Raw genomic sequence first — 18,364 nt, forward strand, 5'->3', positions numbered from 1 at the left:
TTTATTGTTGGATCATCTCTGGATTAACAAACTGCCACAGCAGCTCGAACAAATCAGTGGCTAACATGCCGCGAGTACCGCGCTGACGCGCGACGGCGTCGGCTGTTGCCCCATGCGCGACACAGCCTGCGCAGGCTGCATCAAGTAATGTCAGTTTCTGGCCGAGCAGAGCGGCAATAATCCCGCTCAGCACATCGCCCATGCCGCCAGACGCCATGCCCGCGTTGCCCACATCGGCAATAGCGATATCACCCGCCGCGCTGGCAATCACCGTGCCCGCGCCTTTCAGAACCACCACGCCGCCGTAGCGTTTCGCCAGGGCGCGCGCAGCGTGTAAGCGGTCACTCTCAATCTCGCTGGTTTTCACCCCCAGCAAGCGCGCAGCTTCGCCGGGATGCGGCGTAATGATGCGATTCTGACGGTTATCCTGCTTGATTGCCAGCAGGTTAAGCGCATCCGCATCCCAAAGCATCGGCTTTTCACTGGCCGCGATCTTTTTCAGTGCCTTCTGAGCCCAATCGCGCTGACCAAGCCCCGGTCCAACGGCGATCACATCCGCCCACTCCAGCGCCTGATCTAGACGTTCATCACTCAGCGCATCAACCATTAACTCCGGTCGCGCGGTGAGAATCGGGCCAATATTATCTTCATGCGTCAGTACGCGCACAAGTCCGGCACCGGTTCGCAAGGCGGCTTCACCGGTCATGCGAATCGCGCCCGCCGTGCCGCTGTCGCCGCCGACCACCAATAGCCGCCCCTGATCGCCTTTGTGTGAGGTAGCGCGACGTGGTTGCAGCCAGCGCGTTAAATCCCCGGCGTCATAGCGTGAAATCGGTGCTTGTTCAGCCGCAAGGAACGTCGACAAGCCCAACTCATGGTTATGCAGAACGCCAACGTAATCGCGCGCCTTGCCGGTCAGTTGGCCGGGTTTCAGCGCAATCATGCTCAGCGTGTGATCGGCGATGACCGTTTCGCCCGGCGCCGTGCCGTTAGCCGCCAGCAAACCGGAGGGAATATCGATCGCCAGCACCGGTGCGACATGCGCGTTGATGAGTGTAATCAGGCGATCGTAGGGATCGGCGGGTGCGCGATTCAGGCCGGTGCCGAGCAGCGCATCGACAATCACATCAACCTGCTCCGGCCAGGGCGCATCCGCCGCGTGAATCACACCGCCCGCCGCCAGCCATGCGTCTTGCGCCTGCTGCGCCTCTTCTGGCAGGGCTTTACTGCCCGCGCACGCCAGCAGCGTCACATTCAATCCTGCTGCCTGCGCCAGTCGCGCCACCACATAACCATCGCCGCCATTGTTGCCGTGCCCGCACAGGACCAACCAATGTTGCGCCTGCGGCCACAGCTGGCAGCCTAATTCATAGCTGGCCTGGCCAGCACGTTGCATCAGCTCAAACAGCGTTAAGCCCAGGCTATCGGCAGCATCGCGTTCCAGTTGCGCCATCGCCTGCGCAGGCCAGACAGAGTGTGTTAAACTGCGCGCGTTTGCTTCAATTGCCTGGTTTCTCATGTCATATCCTCTCGATCTTCAACAGCTCGCTGAAAAAATTAAACAGTGGGGACGCGACCTCGGCTTCCAACAGGTGGGTATTTGCGATACCGATTTGAGCGCCGAAGAGCCCAAACTGCAGGCGTGGCTGGATAAGCAATATCACGGCGAGATGGATTGGATGGCGCGCCACGGCATGATGCGTGCGCGGCCGCATGAGCTGCTGCCCGGCACGCTGCGCGTGATTAGCGTACGCATGAATTACCTTCCAGCTAAAGCCGCCTTTGCCAGCACCTTGAAAAATCCGCAGCTAGGCTATGTAAGCCGCTATGCGCTGGGCCGCGACTATCACAAAGTATTGCGCAATCGACTGAAAAAGCTCGGAGAAATGATTCAGGCACACTGTGGCGAACTCAATTTTCGCCCGTTCGTCGATTCCGCACCGATTCTGGAACGCCCGATTGCCGCTAAAGCCGGTTTAGGCTGGACCGGCAAACATTCGTTGATCCTCAACCGTGAAGCGGGTTCCTGGTTCTTCCTCGGCGAACTGCTGATTGATCTGCCGTTACCGGTTGATCAGCCACAGGAAGAGCAGTGTGGACGCTGTGTCGCCTGCATCACTATCTGCCCCACTTCCGCTATCGTCGAACCTTACGTGGTCGATGCGCGTCGCTGTATCTCCTATCTCACCATCGAGTTGGAAGGCGCAATTCCTGAAGAGTTCCGTCCGCTGATTGGTAATCGAATTTATGGCTGCGATGATTGCCAGCTGATCTGCCCGTGGAATCGCTACGGCCAGTTAACCGATGAAGATGATTTCTCGCCGCGCGCGGTGCTGCATGCGCCGCCGCTCACCGATCTGTTCAAATGGGATGAAGCCAAATTTCTGCGCATCACCGAAGGTTCAGCGATTCGGCGTATTGGGCATTTGCGCTGGTTGCGAAATATTGCGGTGGCATTGGGCAATGCGCCCTGGGCAGAAGAAAATATGGCGGCATTAGCATTGCGCAGCGGCGAACATCCACTGCTTGATGAGCATATTGAATGGGCGATTGCACAGCAGTTGCAGAAACGCGCGGCGCAAGCGGTGGAAGTGCAGCCAGCGAAGAAACAGCGACTGGTGCGCGCGGTCGAAAAAGGCCTGCCACGTGATGCGTGATTGAGCAGTCGCACAGGATAAAACTCTTTTCCACATGCTGTGAATAAAATTATCCAACTGAATGGTGACGGAGATCGTAATTTCGTCTAAAGGGTAAGATCACAGTCTGAAATAGGTTTAACCACTTATAAATCAATTAATTAAGCGATTATTGTAAATATTCACGTTGTGTTTAGCGCGCAGGAGTTTTTCCAGAGCTTGTGGATAACTCTGTTCAAAACAGTTTTAAACAACGGGGAAAACGCCGTCAGAAGCTTGCAGGCACATTGTGGATAACCTGTAAGATAACTGCATCAGACAACAAGCATTATCGGTGCTAGCGAGGCGTGCAAAATTTCCAGAAAAAAACGGTGTCGCATGCGATCAAAAAAGATCTGCAGCAGTTTTAATTCTGATTGCGCCTAAGGGCAAATAACATTAGTGAATATGAAAATCTGGAGCGGGAAACGAGACTCGAACTCGCGACCCCGACCTTGGCAAGGTCGTGCTCTACCAACTGAGCTATTCCCGCATAATCTTCGTATTTTAGTTCGCCACTGCGTTGGCTGCCTTCACTCACCCAGGTCACTTACTCATGTAAGCTTCCAGGGATTCGTTCAGTTGCCGCCTTGTTGCAAACTAAAATACTCGATTCTGACTCTTCGTATTTTTGTCACAACAATCACGCTAACGACTAAATCCGTGATTTGGATGGTTTACCACAAACTCTGGAGCGGGAAACGAGACTCGAACTCGCGACCCCGACCTTGGCAAGGTCGTGCTCTACCAACTGAGCTATTCCCGCATTAGAGGTTTACTACTCAACGAAAGTTTGGAGCGGGAAACGAGACTCGAACTCGCGACCCCGACCTTGGCAAGGTCGTGCTCTACCAACTGAGCTATTCCCGCATCATCTTCGTATTTGTGTTGGTTACTGCGTTGGCTGCCTTCACTCAATCAGGCCACTTACTGAAGTAAGCTCCCAGATATTCGCTCAGTTGCCGCCTTGTACCCAACTCAACTACTCGATTCTGAACTTCGCCGTACTACTTTACTTCTCCGTTCCGCATGAAATTCTTCACCGGTACGGGGTGCGCATTATACGAGAAATCCTTTCAGTCGCAAGAGTCTAAAAGCAAAATTTTGCGCTTTCCGCGCGTTCGCTGCTTTTATCGACAACCTGATGATTTCCTGCGCACCCGCGGCGGTTAAAGCTGCAGGAAGTGCTCGCGATAATACGCCAGCTCGGCGACGGACTCGCGAATGTCATCTAACGCTTGATGGCTACCGGACTTTTTGAAGCCTGGCAAGATATCCGGTTTCCAGCGGCGTGCCAGCTCTTTCAGCGTGCTGACGTCAAGGTAGCGATAGTGGAAATAGGCTTCCAGTTCAGGCATGTACTTAAACAGGAAGCGACGATCCTGACCAATACTGTTGCCGCAAATCGGTGAGGTGTTCGCCGGCACCCACTGTTTCAGGAACTCGATGGTGGCCAGTTCCGCCGCACGGTCGTCGTGCTCGCTGGCTTTGACGCGCGCCACCAATCCGCTATTGGTGTGCGTGCGCACGTTCCAGTCATCCATCAACGCCAACTGATCGTCAGATTGATGCACCGCGAACACCGGGCCTTCTGCCAGGATGTTCAGGTTGGCATCGGTCACGATGGTGGCGATCTCAATAATGCGATCGCGTTCCGGATCCAATCCGGTCATTTCGAGGTCGATCCAAATCAGGTTGTTTTCATTTCCAGCTGTCATGCGTTTCCCGCCTGTTGCCAAAGTCGTCATTAAACTCATTTCAGGTGTATCATAGACGTTTTGCCCAGCAGGGCGAAACCTGGCGAAAGCCGTGAGAGGATGCGTGAGTAAAAACAAACTGTCGAAAGGTCAACAACGTCGCGTAAGCGCCAACCATCAGCGTCGTCTGCAGCAACGGAGCGATAAGCCGGAGCCGGATGATAGTCTGTTTGGAGAAGCGGCTGATGGCGTGGTGATCAGCCGTTTCGGCATGCACGCAGACGTGGAAGATAGCGAAGGCGTTGTGCATCGCTGTAACATCCGCCGCACCATTCGCTCGCTGGTCACCGGCGATCGCGTGTTATGGCGCGTCGCCATTGGTGGCGGTAAAGGGATCGTCGAAGCGGTACACGAACGCAAGACGGTGCTAACGCGCCCAGACTTCTATGACGGCGTGAAACCGATCGCCGCCAACATCGATCAGATCATTATCGTTTCGGCGATCCTGCCGGAGCTGTCGCTCAACATCATTGATCGCTATCTGGTTGCCAGCGAAACTCTCGGCGTGGAACCGCTGCTGGTGCTCAATAAAACCGATCTTTTGGATGCCGAAGGCCGCGCCTTTGTTGATGAGCAGATGGAGATCTATCGCAACATTGGTTATCGCGTCTTGATGGTCTCCAGCCACGCCAAAGATGGCCTGGTTGAACTGGAAAGCGCCTTAACCGGCCGCGTCAGCATCTTTGCCGGCCAATCTGGCGTGGGTAAATCGAGCCTGCTGAATAACCTGCTTGGTCTGGAGGTCGCGGCTGAGATTCTGACCAACGATGTGTCGAACGTTTCTGGTCTGGGTCAGCACACCACCACCGCGTCACGCCTCTATCACTTCCCGGCGGGCGGCGATGTGATCGATTCTCCGGGCGTGCGTGAGTTTGGTTTATGGCATCTGGAGCCGGAACAAGTGACGCGCGGATTTGTCGAATTCCGTGAATTCCTTGGCGGTTGCCGTTTCCGCGACTGTAAGCACGATACCGATCCTGGCTGCGCCATTCGCGAAGCGGTAGAAGAGGGCAAGATTGATATCTCGCGCTTCGATAACTACCACCGAATTCTGGAAAGTATGGCGCAGGTAAAGACGCGTAAAAACTTTTCCTCCGACGCAGATTAAGCAGTACAACGGCACATTCGCCAACGCGCTGGGGCGCTGCTACAATCCGCCCCCTTTTTTGTTAACGACACGTAATTAAGCCAGGAGGCAACGGTGTTTGATCGTTTTAAACTCGGCCTGAATCATATTTTGCCTAAAAAAGGGCTCACCGAGCTCGCCGGTTGGGGCGCCAGCCGTCGTGGTGGCTGGCTCACTAAAGCGGTCATCGACATTTTTGTCTGGTACTACAAAGTGGATATGGCCGAAGCCAGCAAGCCACATACCGGCAGCTACCGCACCTTCAATGATTTCTTCGTGCGTCCGTTAAAAGAGGGCGCGCGTCCGATCGATACTGATGCCTCTTTACTGGCGCTGCCCGCCGATGGCGCGATCAGCCAGCTGGGCCGCATTGCCGGCGATCAGATCTTCCAGGCCAAAGGCCACACTTACAGCCTGCAGGCGCTGCTGGCCGGTAACGACGATCTGGCGGATCAGTTCCATGACGGCGAGTTTGTTACCACTTACCTCGCCCCGCGTGATTATCACCGCGTGCATATGCCGTGTAACGGCATCCTGCGCGAAATGATCTATGTGCCGGGCGATCTCTACTCCGTCAACCCGCTGACCGCGCGTAACATCCCGAATCTGTTTGCGCGTAACGAGCGCGTGATCTGCGTATTCGATACCGATCATGGCCCAATGGTGCAGATCCTTGTCGGTGCCACCATTGTCGGCAGCATCGAAACCGTGTGGGCGGGCACCATTACGCCACCGCGCGAAGGTGTGATTAAACGCTGGCGCTATCCGTCGGCCGATCATGATGGTGCGGTGGTGCTGCTGAAAGGCCAGGAAATGGGTCGCTTCAAGTTAGGTTCAACGGTGATCAACCTGTTTGCGCCTAACCGCGTGAAGCTGGCAGAAAGTCTCGAAGCCGAAAGCAAAACCCGCCTCGGTCAGCCGCTGGCCATCGCCCTGCCTCAGCCTGGCGACAGCGTCTCACTTAGCAAATAACCCGGAATCTCTCCCGTGCGTGTTTTCCTCTCCCTGCTGCTGAGCCTTGTGCTCAGCAGTTCTGTATTTGCAGCGACCGTTCCGCAAGCCAGCCAGCTTAAGCAGGAACTGGATGCGGCTAAATCCGCGAAAAGCTCACCGGCGCAAACCGAACAGGTGCAGGCGCTTGAATCGGCGATCAATTTCCTCAACGAGCGCGATGAGTCGCTGGAGCGCGCGAAGCAGTATCAGCAGGTGATTGATGATTTCCCGCGGCTGGCGCGCGAATTACGTCAGCAGATCGCCACGCTGACGGATAGCAGCAAGGCGGTGCGCAGCAATATGAGCAGCGCCGAGCTGGATCAGGAGTTGCTGCAGGTCAGCAGCCAGCTGCTGGAGGAAGGCCGTCAGGCGCAGCAGGAGCAGGATCGCGCCCGTGAGATCAGCGATTCACTGTCGCAGCTGCCGCAGCAGCAAACTGATGCACGCCGGGCGATGACCGAAAGCGATCGCCGCGCGCAGAGCGCTTCAACGGCGACCACGCCGCTGGCGCAGGCGCAGATTTACGCGCGTCAGGCAGAAAACGCCGCCAACAAAGCGCGCGTGGACGAGTTAGAGCTGGCACAGCTGTCGGCGAATAATCGTCAGGAACTGGCGCGTATGCGCGCCGAAGTGCATCAGCGCAAAGCCACCCAGCTTGATAACTATCTGCAGGCGCTGCGTAATCAGCTCAACAATCAGCGCCAGCGCGAAGCTGAACTGGCGCTGGAGCGCACCGAGCAGCTGGCGGAAAACAGCGGCGATCTGCCGAGTTCGATCAGCGATCAGTTCCGTGTTAACCGCGAACTCTCCGCAGACCTTAATCAGCAAGCGCAGCGCATGGATTTAGTCGCTTCGCAGCAGCGTCTGGCCACCAATCAGACCTTGCAGGTGCGTCAGGCGCTGAGCACGCTGCGTGAACAGTCGCAGTGGCTGGGCGCGTCCAATCTGTTGGGCGAAGCCTTGCGTGCGCAGGTCGCACGTCTGCCGGAGATGCCGAAATCTCAGCAGATCGACAGCGAAATGGGCCAGCTGCGCGTGCAGCGTCTGCATTATGAGGATCTGCTGGAGCGCCAGCAGGAACTGCGCAAAGCCAAGCAGGATGACGGCACGCCGTTTAGCAGCGATCAGGTACGCATTCTCGAAGCGCAACTCAAAACCCAGCGCGAACTGCTGAACTCACTGATTTCCGGCTGCGATACGCTGATTCTGGAAATCACCAAGCTCAAAGTTTCCAATACGCAGCTGCAGGATGCCTTAGCTGAAGTAAAAGATGCGACGCATCGCTATCTGTTCTGGACCGCCGACGTTAACACCATCGGCCTGAATTTCCCGGTGGAGATGGCGCAGGACCTCAAGCGCTTGCTGTCGCTGGATACCGCCGGCCAGCTCGGCAAAGCGCTGGCGATGATGTTTACCAATCGCGAAACCGTGTTGCCGATAATTGGTGCGATTCTGCTGGTTGGCTTCAGCATCAGCTCACGTCGTCACTACAACGCCTTTATGGAGCGCTCCGCCAGCCGCGTCGGCAAAGTGACACAGGACCGCTTTAGCCTGACGCTGCGCACGGTATTTTGGTCGATTCTGGTGGCGGTTCCGCTGCCGGTATTGTGGGCCGCGCTCGGTTACGGTTTACAGCATGCGTGGCCTTATCCGTTTGCCGTGGCGATTGGCGATGGCATCACCGCTACGCTGCCGCTGCTGTGGGCCTTTATGATCAGCGCCGCCTTTGCGCGTCCCGATGGCTTGTTTGTGGTGCATTTCCGCTGGCCGCAAGCGCGTGTGGCGCGTGCCATGCGCTATTACTCGCTATCGGTGGGGCTGATTGTGCCGCTGATCATGCTGCTGATCGCCTTTGCCAATCTCGACGATCCGCAATTCTCCGGCACGCTCGGACGCGTGTGCTTCATCCTGATTTGTGGCGCGCTGAGTATCGTTACCGTTAGCCTGAAACGTGCCGGTATTCCGCTTTATCTGGATAAAGAGGGCAACGGCGATAACTTCGTAAACCGCATTTTGTGGAACCTGATGATCGCCCTGCCGCTGGTGGCTGCCCTCGCCTCCTGCATCGGTTATCTCGCCACCGCGCAGGCGCTGCTGGCGCGTCTGGAAACCTCGGTGGGCATCTGGTTCTTCCTGTTGGTGGTGTATCACATTATCCGCCGCTGGATGCTGATTCAGCGCCGCCGCATCGCCTTTGACCGTGCACGTCAGCGTCGTGCCGATATGCTGGCCAACCGCGCGCGCAGTGAAGAAGAGAAAGAGCAATCGACGCCGGCGAATGCCGACACCATCGAAATCGATGAGCCAAGCATTGATCTCGACGAGATCAGCGCGCAGTCGCTGCGTTTGGTGCGTTCAATCCTGACGCTGATAGCGCTGGTTTCGGTGATTGTGCTGTGGTCAGAAATCCACTCGGCGTTTAGCTTCCTCGATAACATTCCGCTGTGGAATGCCAGCACCACCATTCAGGGCGTCGATAGCGTGCAGGCGATTACGCTGGGTGCGGTGTTGATTGCGATTCTGGTGCTGATAATCACCACGCAGCTGGTGCGCAACATGCCCGCGCTGCTCGAGCTGGCGCTGTTACAGCATCTCAGCCTGGCGCCGGGCACCGGCTATGCCATTACCACCTTGACCAAGTATGCGTTGATGCTGATTGGCGGCTTGATTGGCTTCTCGATGATGGGCATTGAGTGGTCGAAGCTACAATGGCTAGTTGCTGCGTTAGGTCTGGGTTTGGGCTTCGGGATGCAGGAGATTTTCGCCAACTTTATCTCCGGCCTGATTATCCTGTTTGAGAAGCCGATCCGTATCGGCGATACCGTGACCATTCGCGACCTGACCGGCAGCATCACCCGCATCAACACGCGCGCCACCACCATCACCGATTGGGACCGCAAAGAGATCATCGTGCCGAACAAGGCCTTCATTACTGAGCAGTTCGTGAACTGGTCGCTGTCGGATTCGGTCACGCGTGTGGTGCTGACGATTCCGGCGCCGGCCAGAGTCAACAGCGATGAGGTGACCAACATTCTTAAGCAGGCGGCCGATCGCTGCACCTACGTGCTTGATATGCCAGCGCCGGATGTGTTCCTTGTCGATCTGCAGCAAGGTATTCAGCTGTTTGAACTGCGCGTGCATGCGGCGGAGATGGGACATCGCATGCCGCTGCGCCATGAACTGCATCAGCTGATTCTGCGCGGCTTTGAAGAGCACGGCATTGAGATGCCGTTCCCGCCGTTCCAGGTGCGCATGGAGACGTTAGGAAAGCAAAACCCCGCGACTAACGGTGCGCCCGCCAATAAAACCTTCAAATCTGGTGGATTATAGAAACAAAACGCCCGGCATCTGCCGGGCGTTTTTTATTGCCGCTCAGAGATCATCACTTCACAAACTCTTCACCCTGCGCGATATCTTTCTTCAGCGTTTCCAGCATGCCGTTCAACGCCTGCTGTTCGAAAGCACTCAGCGTGCCCAGCGGACGGCGTTCAACGATGCCATTTTTGCCCAGCAGCAGCGGCTGCGAGAAGAAGCGGGCATATTCGCCATCGCCTTCTACATACGCGCACTCCACCACGTTGGCATCGCCTTGCAGGGCACGAATTAATGAAAGGCCAAAACGGGCCGCCGCTTGTCCCATCGACAGCGTCGCCGATCCGCCACCGGCTTTGGCTTCCACCACTTCGGTGCCCGCGTTCTGAATACGTTTGGTGAGATCCGCCACTTCCTGATCGCTGAAGCTTACGCCTTTCACCTGCGACAGCAGCGGCAGAATCGTTACGCCTGAATGCCCGCCCACCACCGGCACTTCAATCTCGTTAGGCTGCTTGCCTTTCAGCGCCGCGACAAAGGTATTGGCACGGATGATATCGAGGGTGGAAACGCCAAACAGGCGATTCTTGTCATATACGCCGGCTTTCTTCAGCACTTCGGCCGCAATCGCCACCGTGGTGTTTACCGGATTGGTGATGACGCCAATCAGCGCTTTCGGCGCGGTGCTGGCAACCTGTTCGATCAGGTTACGCACAATACCGGCGTTGACGTTAAACAGGTCGGCGCGATCCATGCCCGGCTTACGTGCCACACCCGCGGAGATCAGCACCACATCAGCACCATGCAGCGCAGGCGTAGCATCTTCACCGCTAAAACCTTCCACAGTGACTGCCGTTGGGATATGACTGAGATCAACCGCCACACCGGGCGTTACCGGGGCGATATCGTAAAGTGAGAGAGCTGAGCCTGCGGGTAATTGCGTTTTGAGCAGCAGTGCGAGCGCCTGGCCAATACCACCAGCGGCACCGAGAACGGCAACTTTCATCCTGAACTCCTTATTAAGGTGGGGCAGAGATATGCCGAAAATCCATCAGGTTACGAGTTTAATCAACTTCTCAGGCGATAGCGACTAAACCTGTCGCGCACTAAACACTACGCCGCAATCGGCTCCCGAGACATCTCCACTTCAGAAGTCGCCTGAATGATTCATTCGCAGCCAGAAGACAATGGACGGCAATGATCATCGATATTGTTGTTACCACCTCAATAATATAACAACTTTGCAACCTTCGCTTTGCGCGTCCACCCGCGATTTTGGTGCAACCTCATATTCTGTTATGATGCCCGCCCCGCAGGTCATTACCGCGATTCTCTTATCAGACTTATTGCATAAAAATTCATCTAAATGCATAATAATTTATCTGCCGTGGGCCTGTTGCCCTCTGCAACCCTCTTTTAATTGGTAGCTTATGCGAAACCCATCGAAACAAGACGACTTGATTAAGGCGTTTAAAGCCTTATTGAAGGAAGAGAAATTCAGCTCCCAGGGCGAAATCGTGCAGGCGCTGCAGGAAGACGGCTTCGAGAATATCAATCAGTCCAAAGTTTCTCGCATGCTGACCAAGTTCGGCGCGGTGCGCACGCGCAACGCCAAGATGGAGATGGTTTATTGCCTGCCTGCTGAACTCGGCGTACCCACTACCACCAGCCCGCTGAAGAATCTGGTGCTGGATATTGATTACAACGATGCGTTAGTGGTGATTCACACCAGTCCGGGCGCGGCGCAGCTGATTGCGCGCCTGCTGGATTCGCTGGGCAAAGCGGAAGGCATTCTCGGCACCATCGCCGGCGATGACACCATCTTTATTACCCCGGCGCGCACCTTCTCTGTAAAACAGCTGTACGACGCGATTCTGGTTTTATTCGAACAAGAGCTATAAAACCCTGCTGAATACCGGCAGTTCCTCTGCCGGTTATCTTGCCCTTCCCGCTTCATTCGTAACCATTCTGTTACAAATCCCTTTGTAAATAATAAGTTATCCATATGCCCAGCGGTTCTTTTCAGCCGTGATGATTGGTACGACCTTTGCGCCTGCTTAATCTTATGCGCTATTTTACGCTGCTTTACACATCCTGCTCAGTGTCTTGCCCTTCGCTCCGTGTATCAGCCAGCGAGATCAACCACGATCTTTCGCACTAAAAGATAATTTGATGTAGATCATTGTTTTTACGGTGAAATAACCACCTATGGTTAAGATCCAGGCGTTTTTTATAACTTCAGGTTCTAAAAAAGTGCCATAAGGATAAAGAATTACAACCAAACATTATTAGCTGGATATTAATTTCATGGGTGATTAGATCTATACTTAGTTTCGTGATGCAAATCACACGAAAGAAAAAGATAAAAATAGACGACGAGGAAAAATATCATGAACGTTAAAACTACTATCGCAACTTTGAGTGTTCTCTCTGCTCTGTCATTTGGTGCTTTTGCAGCAGATTCTATTAATGCCGAACAGGCAGCGAATCTGCAACCCGCAGGCACCATCAGCGTCAGCGGCGTGGGCGGTTCCCCTATGGATATCCGTCAGCAGTTAAATGATAAAGCCGATCAGCAAGGTGCGAAAGCTTACCGCGTGATCGAAGCGAATACCGGTGACAACTACCACGCAACCGCTGAGCTGTATAAATAAGTTTCTGACTTAAGACGCAATGTGAACGGCGACCCGTTTGAGACGCTCTTGCCTCTCAGGTTGCCGCCCCCCATTTCAGGAGAGTGAATCATGAAAACCAAATTAGCTATCGCAGTACTGGGCCTTGCTTCAGTTCTTTCTTTTGGCGCGAGCGCCGCCAGCCTGGTTTCCAACCAACAAGCTGAACAGCTGCAATCTCTGAACCAAACCATCAGCGTGAGCGGTGTTGACGGCGACCAAACCAACGTTCGTCAGGAACTGTCACAGAAAGCCGATGCGCAGGGTGCCAGCCATTACCGCATCATCGAAAGCAACCGTGGCGATACCTTCCACGTCACTGCTGAACTGTACAAATAATCACTAATTGAACGTCCGGCGTCTTGATGGCGCCAGGCAATAGATCGACGACCCGCCACCCCTTTTCTGCCGCAGGTTGTTGATTAAACGAGGAGAAAATTATGAAAATCAAAACAACCATCGCAACTGCTACCCTGCTTTCCCTGTTCGCCTTTGGTGCTTCTGCAGCACAACTGGTAACCGAACAACAGGCGCAGAATCTGCAACCTACCGGCAGCACTATTTCAATCAGCGGAACCGGCGGTTCGCCAATGGATTATCGTGCCGAGCTTTCTCAGAAAGCGGATGAGCAAGGTGCCAGCGCTTACAAAGTGATTGAAGCGAAAACCGGCGACAGCTACCACGTGACAGCTGAGCTGTATAAGTAATTCCTCGTCAATTAAGACGAACCCTTTGGCCCCGCTCGCCGGGGCCCTTTTTACTTTATATTGAAGCGGAGCTGGCCTTCCAGCTCCTCTTCTGCTTCATCAAATAACAGAATCAGTGCGCCATACCGGCGTTTCTGCCCTTTCCCCAGATTCACAAACTCAATCTCCAGCGGCAATGGCAATTGCTCACCAATGATCGCATCCCAAAGATCGTCAAGATCGTTGATGGCGAGATCGGCTAAGGCAAAACGATCGCTGAACTGTCGGTAGAAATGGGCTTGATCGACAATTTCATCGAAATCAAAACGCTCGGTTTTCATCATGGTGCCCTCTTAGTCACAGCGGCTAGCCCAGCCCGCCGAGGTGCAGCGCTTTCACTTCCAGATACTCTTCCATCCCCAATACTGAGCCTTCACGTCCTAGCCCTGACTCTTTCACGCCACCAAACGGCGCCAATTCGGTGGAGACCGCGCACTCGTTAATGCCAATCATCCCGGCTTCCAGCGCTGCTGAGACGCGGAACACTCGCTGCAGATTCTGCGTGTAGAAGTAAGCCGCCAGGCCAAATTCGGTGTTGTTAGCGCGTGCAATTACCTCGGCTTCGTCGTCAAAGCGGAAGCAGGCGGCAACCGGACCAAACGTCTCTTCCTGTGCCAGCTTCATCTCTTCATGCGCTTCGCCGATCACCGTTGGTTGCCAGAAGTTGCCGCCAAGAGGATGACGTTCGCCGCCGACCAGCAATTTTCCGCCTTTACTCAACGCATCTTTGACGTGCTCTTCCACTTTCTCCAGCGCAGACGGCTCAATTAGCGGGCCAACGATCACGCCTTCTTCCACGCCATTCCCGACTTTAAGTTTGCCCACCGCATCGGCCAGCTGATTGACGAAGCGATCGTATACCGCGTTATGCACATAGAAGCGGTTGACGCTGACGCACACCTGTCCGGCGTTGCGGAATTTGTTGGCAATCGCGCCCTGCACCGCCGCATCAATATCGGCATCATCAAACACGATATAAGGCGCGTTGCCGCCTAACTCCATCGAGACCTTTTTCATGGTTTCGGCCGCATTACGCATCAGCGTTTTGCCCACCGCGGTGGAACCGGTAAAGGAGATTTTGCGCACCGCCTTGCTGGCCATGATCGCGTCGCTGATAGCGTGCGTATCGCCCGCCACCGCATTGAGTACGCCATCAGGCACACCGGCTTTCTGCGCCAGCGCCAGCAGTGCGAAGGCGCTCAGCGGCGTGTTGTTAGCAGGTTTGATGATGCCGGTACAGCCCGCGGCCAACGCAGGACCGAGTTTGCGCGTCAGCATCGCCATCGGGAAATTCCACGGCGTAATCGCCGCAACCACACCAATCGGTTCACGCGTCGCCAGAATGCGCGAGCCTGGTTTAGCTGGCGGGATGATTTCACCGTTGGCGCGTTTCGCCTGCTCGGCAAACCACTGAATAAAGCTGGCGGCGTATTCCACTTCACCTTCGGCTTCTTTGAGCGGTTTACCCTGCTCGGCGGTCATCAACTGGCCGAGCCAGCTTTTGTTCTCGATGATCAGCTGATACCAGCGATAGAGGATTTCGGCACGCGCCTTGGCGGTTTTATCGCGCCAGGCGGGAAAGGCGCGCTGCGCGGCGGCAATTGCCTGTTCGGTTTCTTGCTGGCCGGCTTTCGCCACGTTAGCGATAACTTCGCCGGTGGCGGGATTGGTCACCTCAAAGGTGGCGCTGGCGTTATGCCACTGACCATCAGCGAAATAGCCGGTCTTGAATAATTCGTGTTGTTGCAGGGAAGTGGACATCGGTTTTCTCCTGTCAGTTTGCGTCCTGTCAGGAAAGTATAGATGCCAATATCAGAGGTTTTTGTGTCAGCGTGGGATCTAAAAGGCCGCTGCAGGTTGCAGCGGCCAGTTTCAGATTTGTATTAAGGTGTTCTGATACTTATCCAGCATCAGCGCCAGGCGTTTCACCGGCTCGGTGACGTTATCAGGCGCAGAATAGTGCTGCAGCTTCTCCTGATACACATCCAGCTCCTTCAGCAGCCGCTCGAAGTAATAGCGGCGCTTATCATCGCTGGTCGCGGAGATAATGCGATCGGCGGTGTAGCGCAGCTGGCGGTGATAGGCCGATAACTCAGCATTCACCGGCACTTCGGCATTACGCAGGCGTTGATGGCCGATTATCAGCGTCAGCGCGATACGGTATTTATCGATATCGCCGGGGAACAGGTTGAGCAGCAAAAACAGTTGCTGATACAGCGCCGGCAAGTGGTTTTCACGACGACGTGCCTGATTAGTGGTCAGCGCAGCAACCGCGGCATACATAAAGCGATTCAGCAGTTTACGTCCGGTACGCTCTTTGGATTTATCGCGAATCAGCAGAATCACCATCATCGCCACAAAGCAGCCGATCACCTGGCCCAACACGTTATCGAGGAACACGTTGAACTCGAACTTCATCGGGTTATCCAGCACCAGCACGTTGATGGTACCAATCAGCGCACCCAGCGTACCCAACTGACGGCGCTGCACGAAGATGCCGCCGATAAAGCCCAAAGCGCCGATGGCAATACACAACAGCAGCGCACTTTGCTGTGTTGCGGGCAGAATAAAGATGAAGTAGAGCGCGCCAAGCGGCACCGCAACCGTCATGCCGTAAAGGAAGTCTTTCGCCATTAACAGCGGATTCGGCATACGCATCGCCAGCGCGGTAATCACCGCCAGCATTACCATGCAGCCGCTGCCCGATGTCCAGCCGGTATACAGCCAGAACAGCGAGCCCAGCGCAGTGGCGACAAAGGTACGCACGCCGTTAATCATCGCGTGATGGGTTTCCGCGGAACGCGCCTGAATCACCACTTCGCGCTGCAGAATGCTCTCTTCCAGCGTGGTGATGCGGCTATTACTTTTGATGCCGTTAATCAGCAGCAGATATTCAGTGGCGGCGCCCACCCAACTCGCCAGCGTCACCGGCACGGTTTTGCTGCTCACGCCAATCAGGCGACGCATCACCTTCATGCGTTTATGTACATCGTCGACGTTGTTGACCTCTTTTTCGATCAGCAAACGATAGTGCGGTGGAATGTATTCCGGGCGCGCGTTTTGAATCAGGAAGGTTTCGGCGGCCTGCGTGATCAGCGTCAGTGATAAGGTGTTGAGCATTTGCAGGCGGCGGCTGGAGTTTTTCCAGCGTGAAGATTCCATCATCAGCTGGCCGCGCATGCCGTTGAGTGCCGTGGTGCGGCGCACTAACGCGCTCCAGGCTTTGTCCACTTCCTCTTTGTCTTCATGCGCTACGCACAGCTGCAACAGTTTGTAGTGCGCCACCAGCAGCGCATCCACTTCCTGCTCAATCACTTTCTTGATAGAACGCGGCGAGAACAGCATGTCGGCGAGGATCGCACACAGAATACCGATGACGATTTCACTGCAGCGCTCAACCGCGTACTGCGGAGCCAGCGTTAAGCCGCCGCTGGCATCCGCCGTCACCACGATGATCAGCGCGGTGTAACCGGCAAGGCCCAGCGCATAGGAGTTTTCGACTTTGATCAGCGAAGAGAGCCACACGCACATGCCGGCCCACATACAGCACAGCAACAGCATCACCACCGGCGCGCGCACCGTGGCAATCATGATGGTGAGCGCGGCGATACAGCCAATGAAAGTGCCGATGATGCGCAGAATGCCGCGATAGCGCAGTGCGCCAGAGTAGGGATCGCCCCCCGCAGCAAAGGCGGTACCACCGGCCACGATGCCGGCGGTCATCACCGCCCAACGCGGCGTTTCCAGATTGAAGTGAAAGCCAATCATCAACGCCGCAACCAGCGCGAAGGTCAGCTTCACCGGGAAACGCAAAAACTCAATCATATCGCCCTCGCTTAACCAAACTCACGCAGGCGATTGAACAACTGCGCCAGCGGCGAGACTTTGGTTTCGCGATCCTGCGCACCGGTGATTACTACCGTGGCGGTGGTACCGGCCGGGAAGCGGTTGCCCGGTTGATCGTCAAGACGAATACGCACCGGCACGCGCTGAGCCAGACGTACCCACTCCAGATTCGAGTCGATGGTCGCCATGCCTTTGCTGTCGCTGGTGCTGCTGCTGTTGGTCACACCGGCCGCGATGCTGTCGACGGTGCCTCGCAGAACCATGTTGCTGCCCAGCGGCGTGATTTGCGCACGGAAGCCCGGACGTACGCCATCCAGCTTGGTCTCTTCCATGTAGGCCAATACGTAGAATGAATGCTGTTGCACCAGCGCTACGGCAACTGAACCGCGCGTGATGAATTCACCCTGATAGACATTGAGGTTGGTGACCCAGCCGTCAGATGGCGCTTTGATGGTGGTGCGATCGAGATCGATCACCGCCAGATCGCGCGTGGCAACGGATTTCGCCAGCTGATGCTCGCTGGTTTGCAGATCGTTGTTGGATTGCTCAATCGCTTCACGCGACATGGCGCTGGTACCCAACTGATTGCGACGCGTCGCTTCACGGCGCTTTTCGCTCACCAACGCCTGGTAATATTCGACGTCAGCCTGGGCTTCATCCAGCGCTTTTTGGTAGCGCGGACGATCCACCACAAACAGCGTGTCGCCTTTTTTCACCAGTTGGTTATCGTGCACCGGCACGTCAGTGATGATGCCAGTGACATCTGGCGAAATGGCCACGACATCAGCGGAGAATTTGGCATCACGCGTCCACGGTGATTCAGTGTAAAACACCCACGCGCGGAAGATGATCACGATGGCGATGACTACCAGCAGGAGCGTAATCGCGTATCGCGCGATTTTTTTTATTAGCGCTTTCACTTAAAAAACCTCAGACGAATAAACGGGATACAAGGTAAAACACGCAACAATACAACGCAGTGTTAAACAGTGCGGGATGCCAAACCAGATCGTAGATCCCGCTGGGCGTCAGCACACGCTTCACCAGCCAGAACAGCGCCAGCGAAACCAGTAGTTCAATGAAGATGGGCGGAAAACTCAGCCCGAATACGACAAATACCGGAAGCACACTCATTTCGGATCCTTAGTTCGACCTTGCCGGATTGCACCGATACCTGCCCACATGCCGTACAGCACGTTGGGTTTACGATCAGGGGATGACGGATAAACTGATGGCA

General features: G+C 55.3%; 16 protein-coding genes and 3 tRNA genes. 8 read left to right on the forward strand and 11 right to left on the reverse strand.

Features of this window, described 5'->3' with window-relative positions; all coding sequences use genetic code 11:
* Position 1: 1 nt before the first annotated feature.
* Positions 2-1,519 carry a bifunctional ADP-dependent NAD(P)H-hydrate dehydratase/NAD(P)H-hydrate epimerase gene (gene nnr, locus HX773_RS04320; RefSeq protein ID WP_176970571.1) on the reverse strand — a complete coding sequence of 506 codons (1,518 nt, stop codon included), beginning with the start codon at positions 1,517-1,519 and terminating at the stop codon, positions 2-4.
* Here nnr and queG point away from each other — a divergent pair.
* On the forward strand, positions 1,518-2,657 hold the full coding sequence (gene queG / locus HX773_RS04325; protein ID WP_176970572.1) for a tRNA epoxyqueuosine(34) reductase QueG: 1,140 nt from the start codon (positions 1,518-1,520) through the stop codon (positions 2,655-2,657). The genes nnr and queG overlap by 2 nt on opposite strands.
* 435 nt (positions 2,658-3,092) lie before the next feature.
* On the opposite strand, the gene HX773_RS04330 is transcribed toward queG, so the two are convergent.
* From HX773_RS04330 to orn, 4 genes are all read right to left on the reverse strand, one after another.
* Positions 3,093-3,168 (reverse strand) — tRNA-Gly (locus HX773_RS04330).
* Positions 3,169-3,365: 197 nt separating this feature from the next.
* Positions 3,366-3,441, reverse strand: a tRNA-Gly gene (locus tag HX773_RS04335).
* 28 nt (positions 3,442-3,469) lie between these two features.
* A tRNA-Gly gene (locus HX773_RS04340) sits at positions 3,470-3,545 on the reverse strand.
* Between the two features lie 299 nt (positions 3,546-3,844).
* Positions 3,845-4,393: an oligoribonuclease gene (orn, locus tag HX773_RS04345; RefSeq protein ID WP_101762856.1), complete on the reverse strand. Its 549-nt coding sequence runs from the start codon at positions 4,391-4,393 to the stop codon at positions 3,845-3,847.
* Positions 4,394-4,496: 103 nt separating this feature from the next.
* Between orn and rsgA the strand changes: the two genes are divergently transcribed.
* From rsgA to mscM, 3 genes are all read left to right on the forward strand, one after another.
* On the forward strand, positions 4,497-5,540 hold the full coding sequence (rsgA, locus tag HX773_RS04350; RefSeq protein WP_176970573.1) for a small ribosomal subunit biogenesis GTPase RsgA: 1,044 nt from the start codon (positions 4,497-4,499) through the stop codon (positions 5,538-5,540).
* A gap of 93 nt (positions 5,541-5,633) precedes the next feature.
* A complete protein-coding gene (asd, locus tag HX773_RS04355) occupies positions 5,634-6,530 on the forward strand; it encodes an archaetidylserine decarboxylase (RefSeq protein ID WP_176970574.1) in 897 nt (298 codons plus the stop codon).
* 15 nt (positions 6,531-6,545) lie between these two features.
* Complete coding sequence (gene mscM / locus HX773_RS04360) at positions 6,546-9,881, forward strand: miniconductance mechanosensitive channel MscM (RefSeq protein WP_176970575.1); 3,336 nt, start codon at positions 6,546-6,548, stop codon at positions 9,879-9,881.
* 52 nt (positions 9,882-9,933) lie between these two features.
* Here mscM and mdh read toward each other — a convergent pair whose 3' ends face one another.
* Positions 9,934-10,869 (reverse strand): malate dehydrogenase, encoded by a 936-nt coding sequence (gene mdh / locus HX773_RS04365; RefSeq protein ID WP_176970576.1) that lies wholly within the window; start codon positions 10,867-10,869, stop codon positions 9,934-9,936.
* A gap of 424 nt (positions 10,870-11,293) precedes the next feature.
* Here mdh and argR point away from each other — a divergent pair, with 424 nt between their 5' ends.
* The 4 genes from argR to yhcN (HX773_RS04385) all read left to right on the forward strand — a co-directional run bounded on the left by argR (position 11,294) and on the right by yhcN (HX773_RS04385) (position 13,242).
* On the forward strand, positions 11,294-11,764 hold the full coding sequence (gene argR / locus HX773_RS04370) for a transcriptional regulator ArgR (RefSeq protein ID WP_008101964.1): 471 nt from the start codon (positions 11,294-11,296) through the stop codon (positions 11,762-11,764).
* 489 nt (positions 11,765-12,253) lie between these two features.
* On the forward strand, positions 12,254-12,517 hold the full coding sequence (yhcN, locus tag HX773_RS04375; RefSeq protein WP_007891991.1) for a peroxide/acid stress response protein YhcN: 264 nt from the start codon (positions 12,254-12,256) through the stop codon (positions 12,515-12,517).
* A gap of 90 nt (positions 12,518-12,607) precedes the next feature.
* The gene (locus HX773_RS04380; protein WP_007891990.1) at positions 12,608-12,874 is read left to right on the forward strand and encodes a YdgH/BhsA/McbA-like domain containing protein; all 267 of its coding nucleotides are present in this window, start codon (positions 12,608-12,610) and stop codon (positions 12,872-12,874) included.
* A 101-nt stretch (positions 12,875-12,975) separates the two neighbouring features.
* Positions 12,976-13,242 (forward strand): peroxide/acid stress response protein YhcN, encoded by a 267-nt coding sequence (gene yhcN, locus HX773_RS04385; protein WP_008101968.1) that lies wholly within the window; start codon positions 12,976-12,978, stop codon positions 13,240-13,242.
* 50 nt (positions 13,243-13,292) lie between these two features.
* Here yhcN (HX773_RS04385) and HX773_RS04390 read toward each other — a convergent pair whose 3' ends face one another.
* The 5 genes from HX773_RS04390 to aaeX all read right to left on the reverse strand — a co-directional run bounded on the left by HX773_RS04390 (position 13,293) and on the right by aaeX (position 18,261).
* Positions 13,293-13,562, reverse strand: coding sequence for a hypothetical protein (locus HX773_RS04390; RefSeq protein WP_176970597.1), 270 nt, complete (start codon positions 13,560-13,562; stop codon positions 13,293-13,295).
* A gap of 25 nt (positions 13,563-13,587) precedes the next feature.
* Positions 13,588-15,042 (reverse strand): NAD-dependent succinate-semialdehyde dehydrogenase, encoded by a 1,455-nt coding sequence (locus HX773_RS04395; protein ID WP_176970577.1) that lies wholly within the window; start codon positions 15,040-15,042, stop codon positions 13,588-13,590.
* Positions 15,043-15,153: 111 nt separating this feature from the next.
* Entirely contained in the window at positions 15,154-17,106 is a 1,953-nt protein-coding gene (gene aaeB / locus HX773_RS04400) for a p-hydroxybenzoic acid efflux pump subunit AaeB (RefSeq protein ID WP_176970578.1), read from the reverse strand.
* Positions 17,107-17,117: 11 nt separating this feature from the next.
* Positions 17,118-18,047 (reverse strand): p-hydroxybenzoic acid efflux pump subunit AaeA, encoded by a 930-nt coding sequence (gene aaeA, locus HX773_RS04405; RefSeq protein ID WP_176970579.1) that lies wholly within the window; start codon positions 18,045-18,047, stop codon positions 17,118-17,120.
* A 10-nt stretch (positions 18,048-18,057) separates the two neighbouring features.
* The gene (gene aaeX, locus HX773_RS04410; RefSeq protein WP_021508145.1) at positions 18,058-18,261 is read right to left on the reverse strand and encodes a p-hydroxybenzoic acid efflux pump operon protein AaeX; all 204 of its coding nucleotides are present in this window, start codon (positions 18,259-18,261) and stop codon (positions 18,058-18,060) included.
* Positions 18,262-18,364: the final 103 nt, after the last annotated feature.

Source organism: Pantoea sp. B9002 (genome assembly GCF_013385945.1).
GTDB lineage: Bacteria > Pseudomonadota > Gammaproteobacteria > Enterobacterales > Enterobacteriaceae > Pantoea.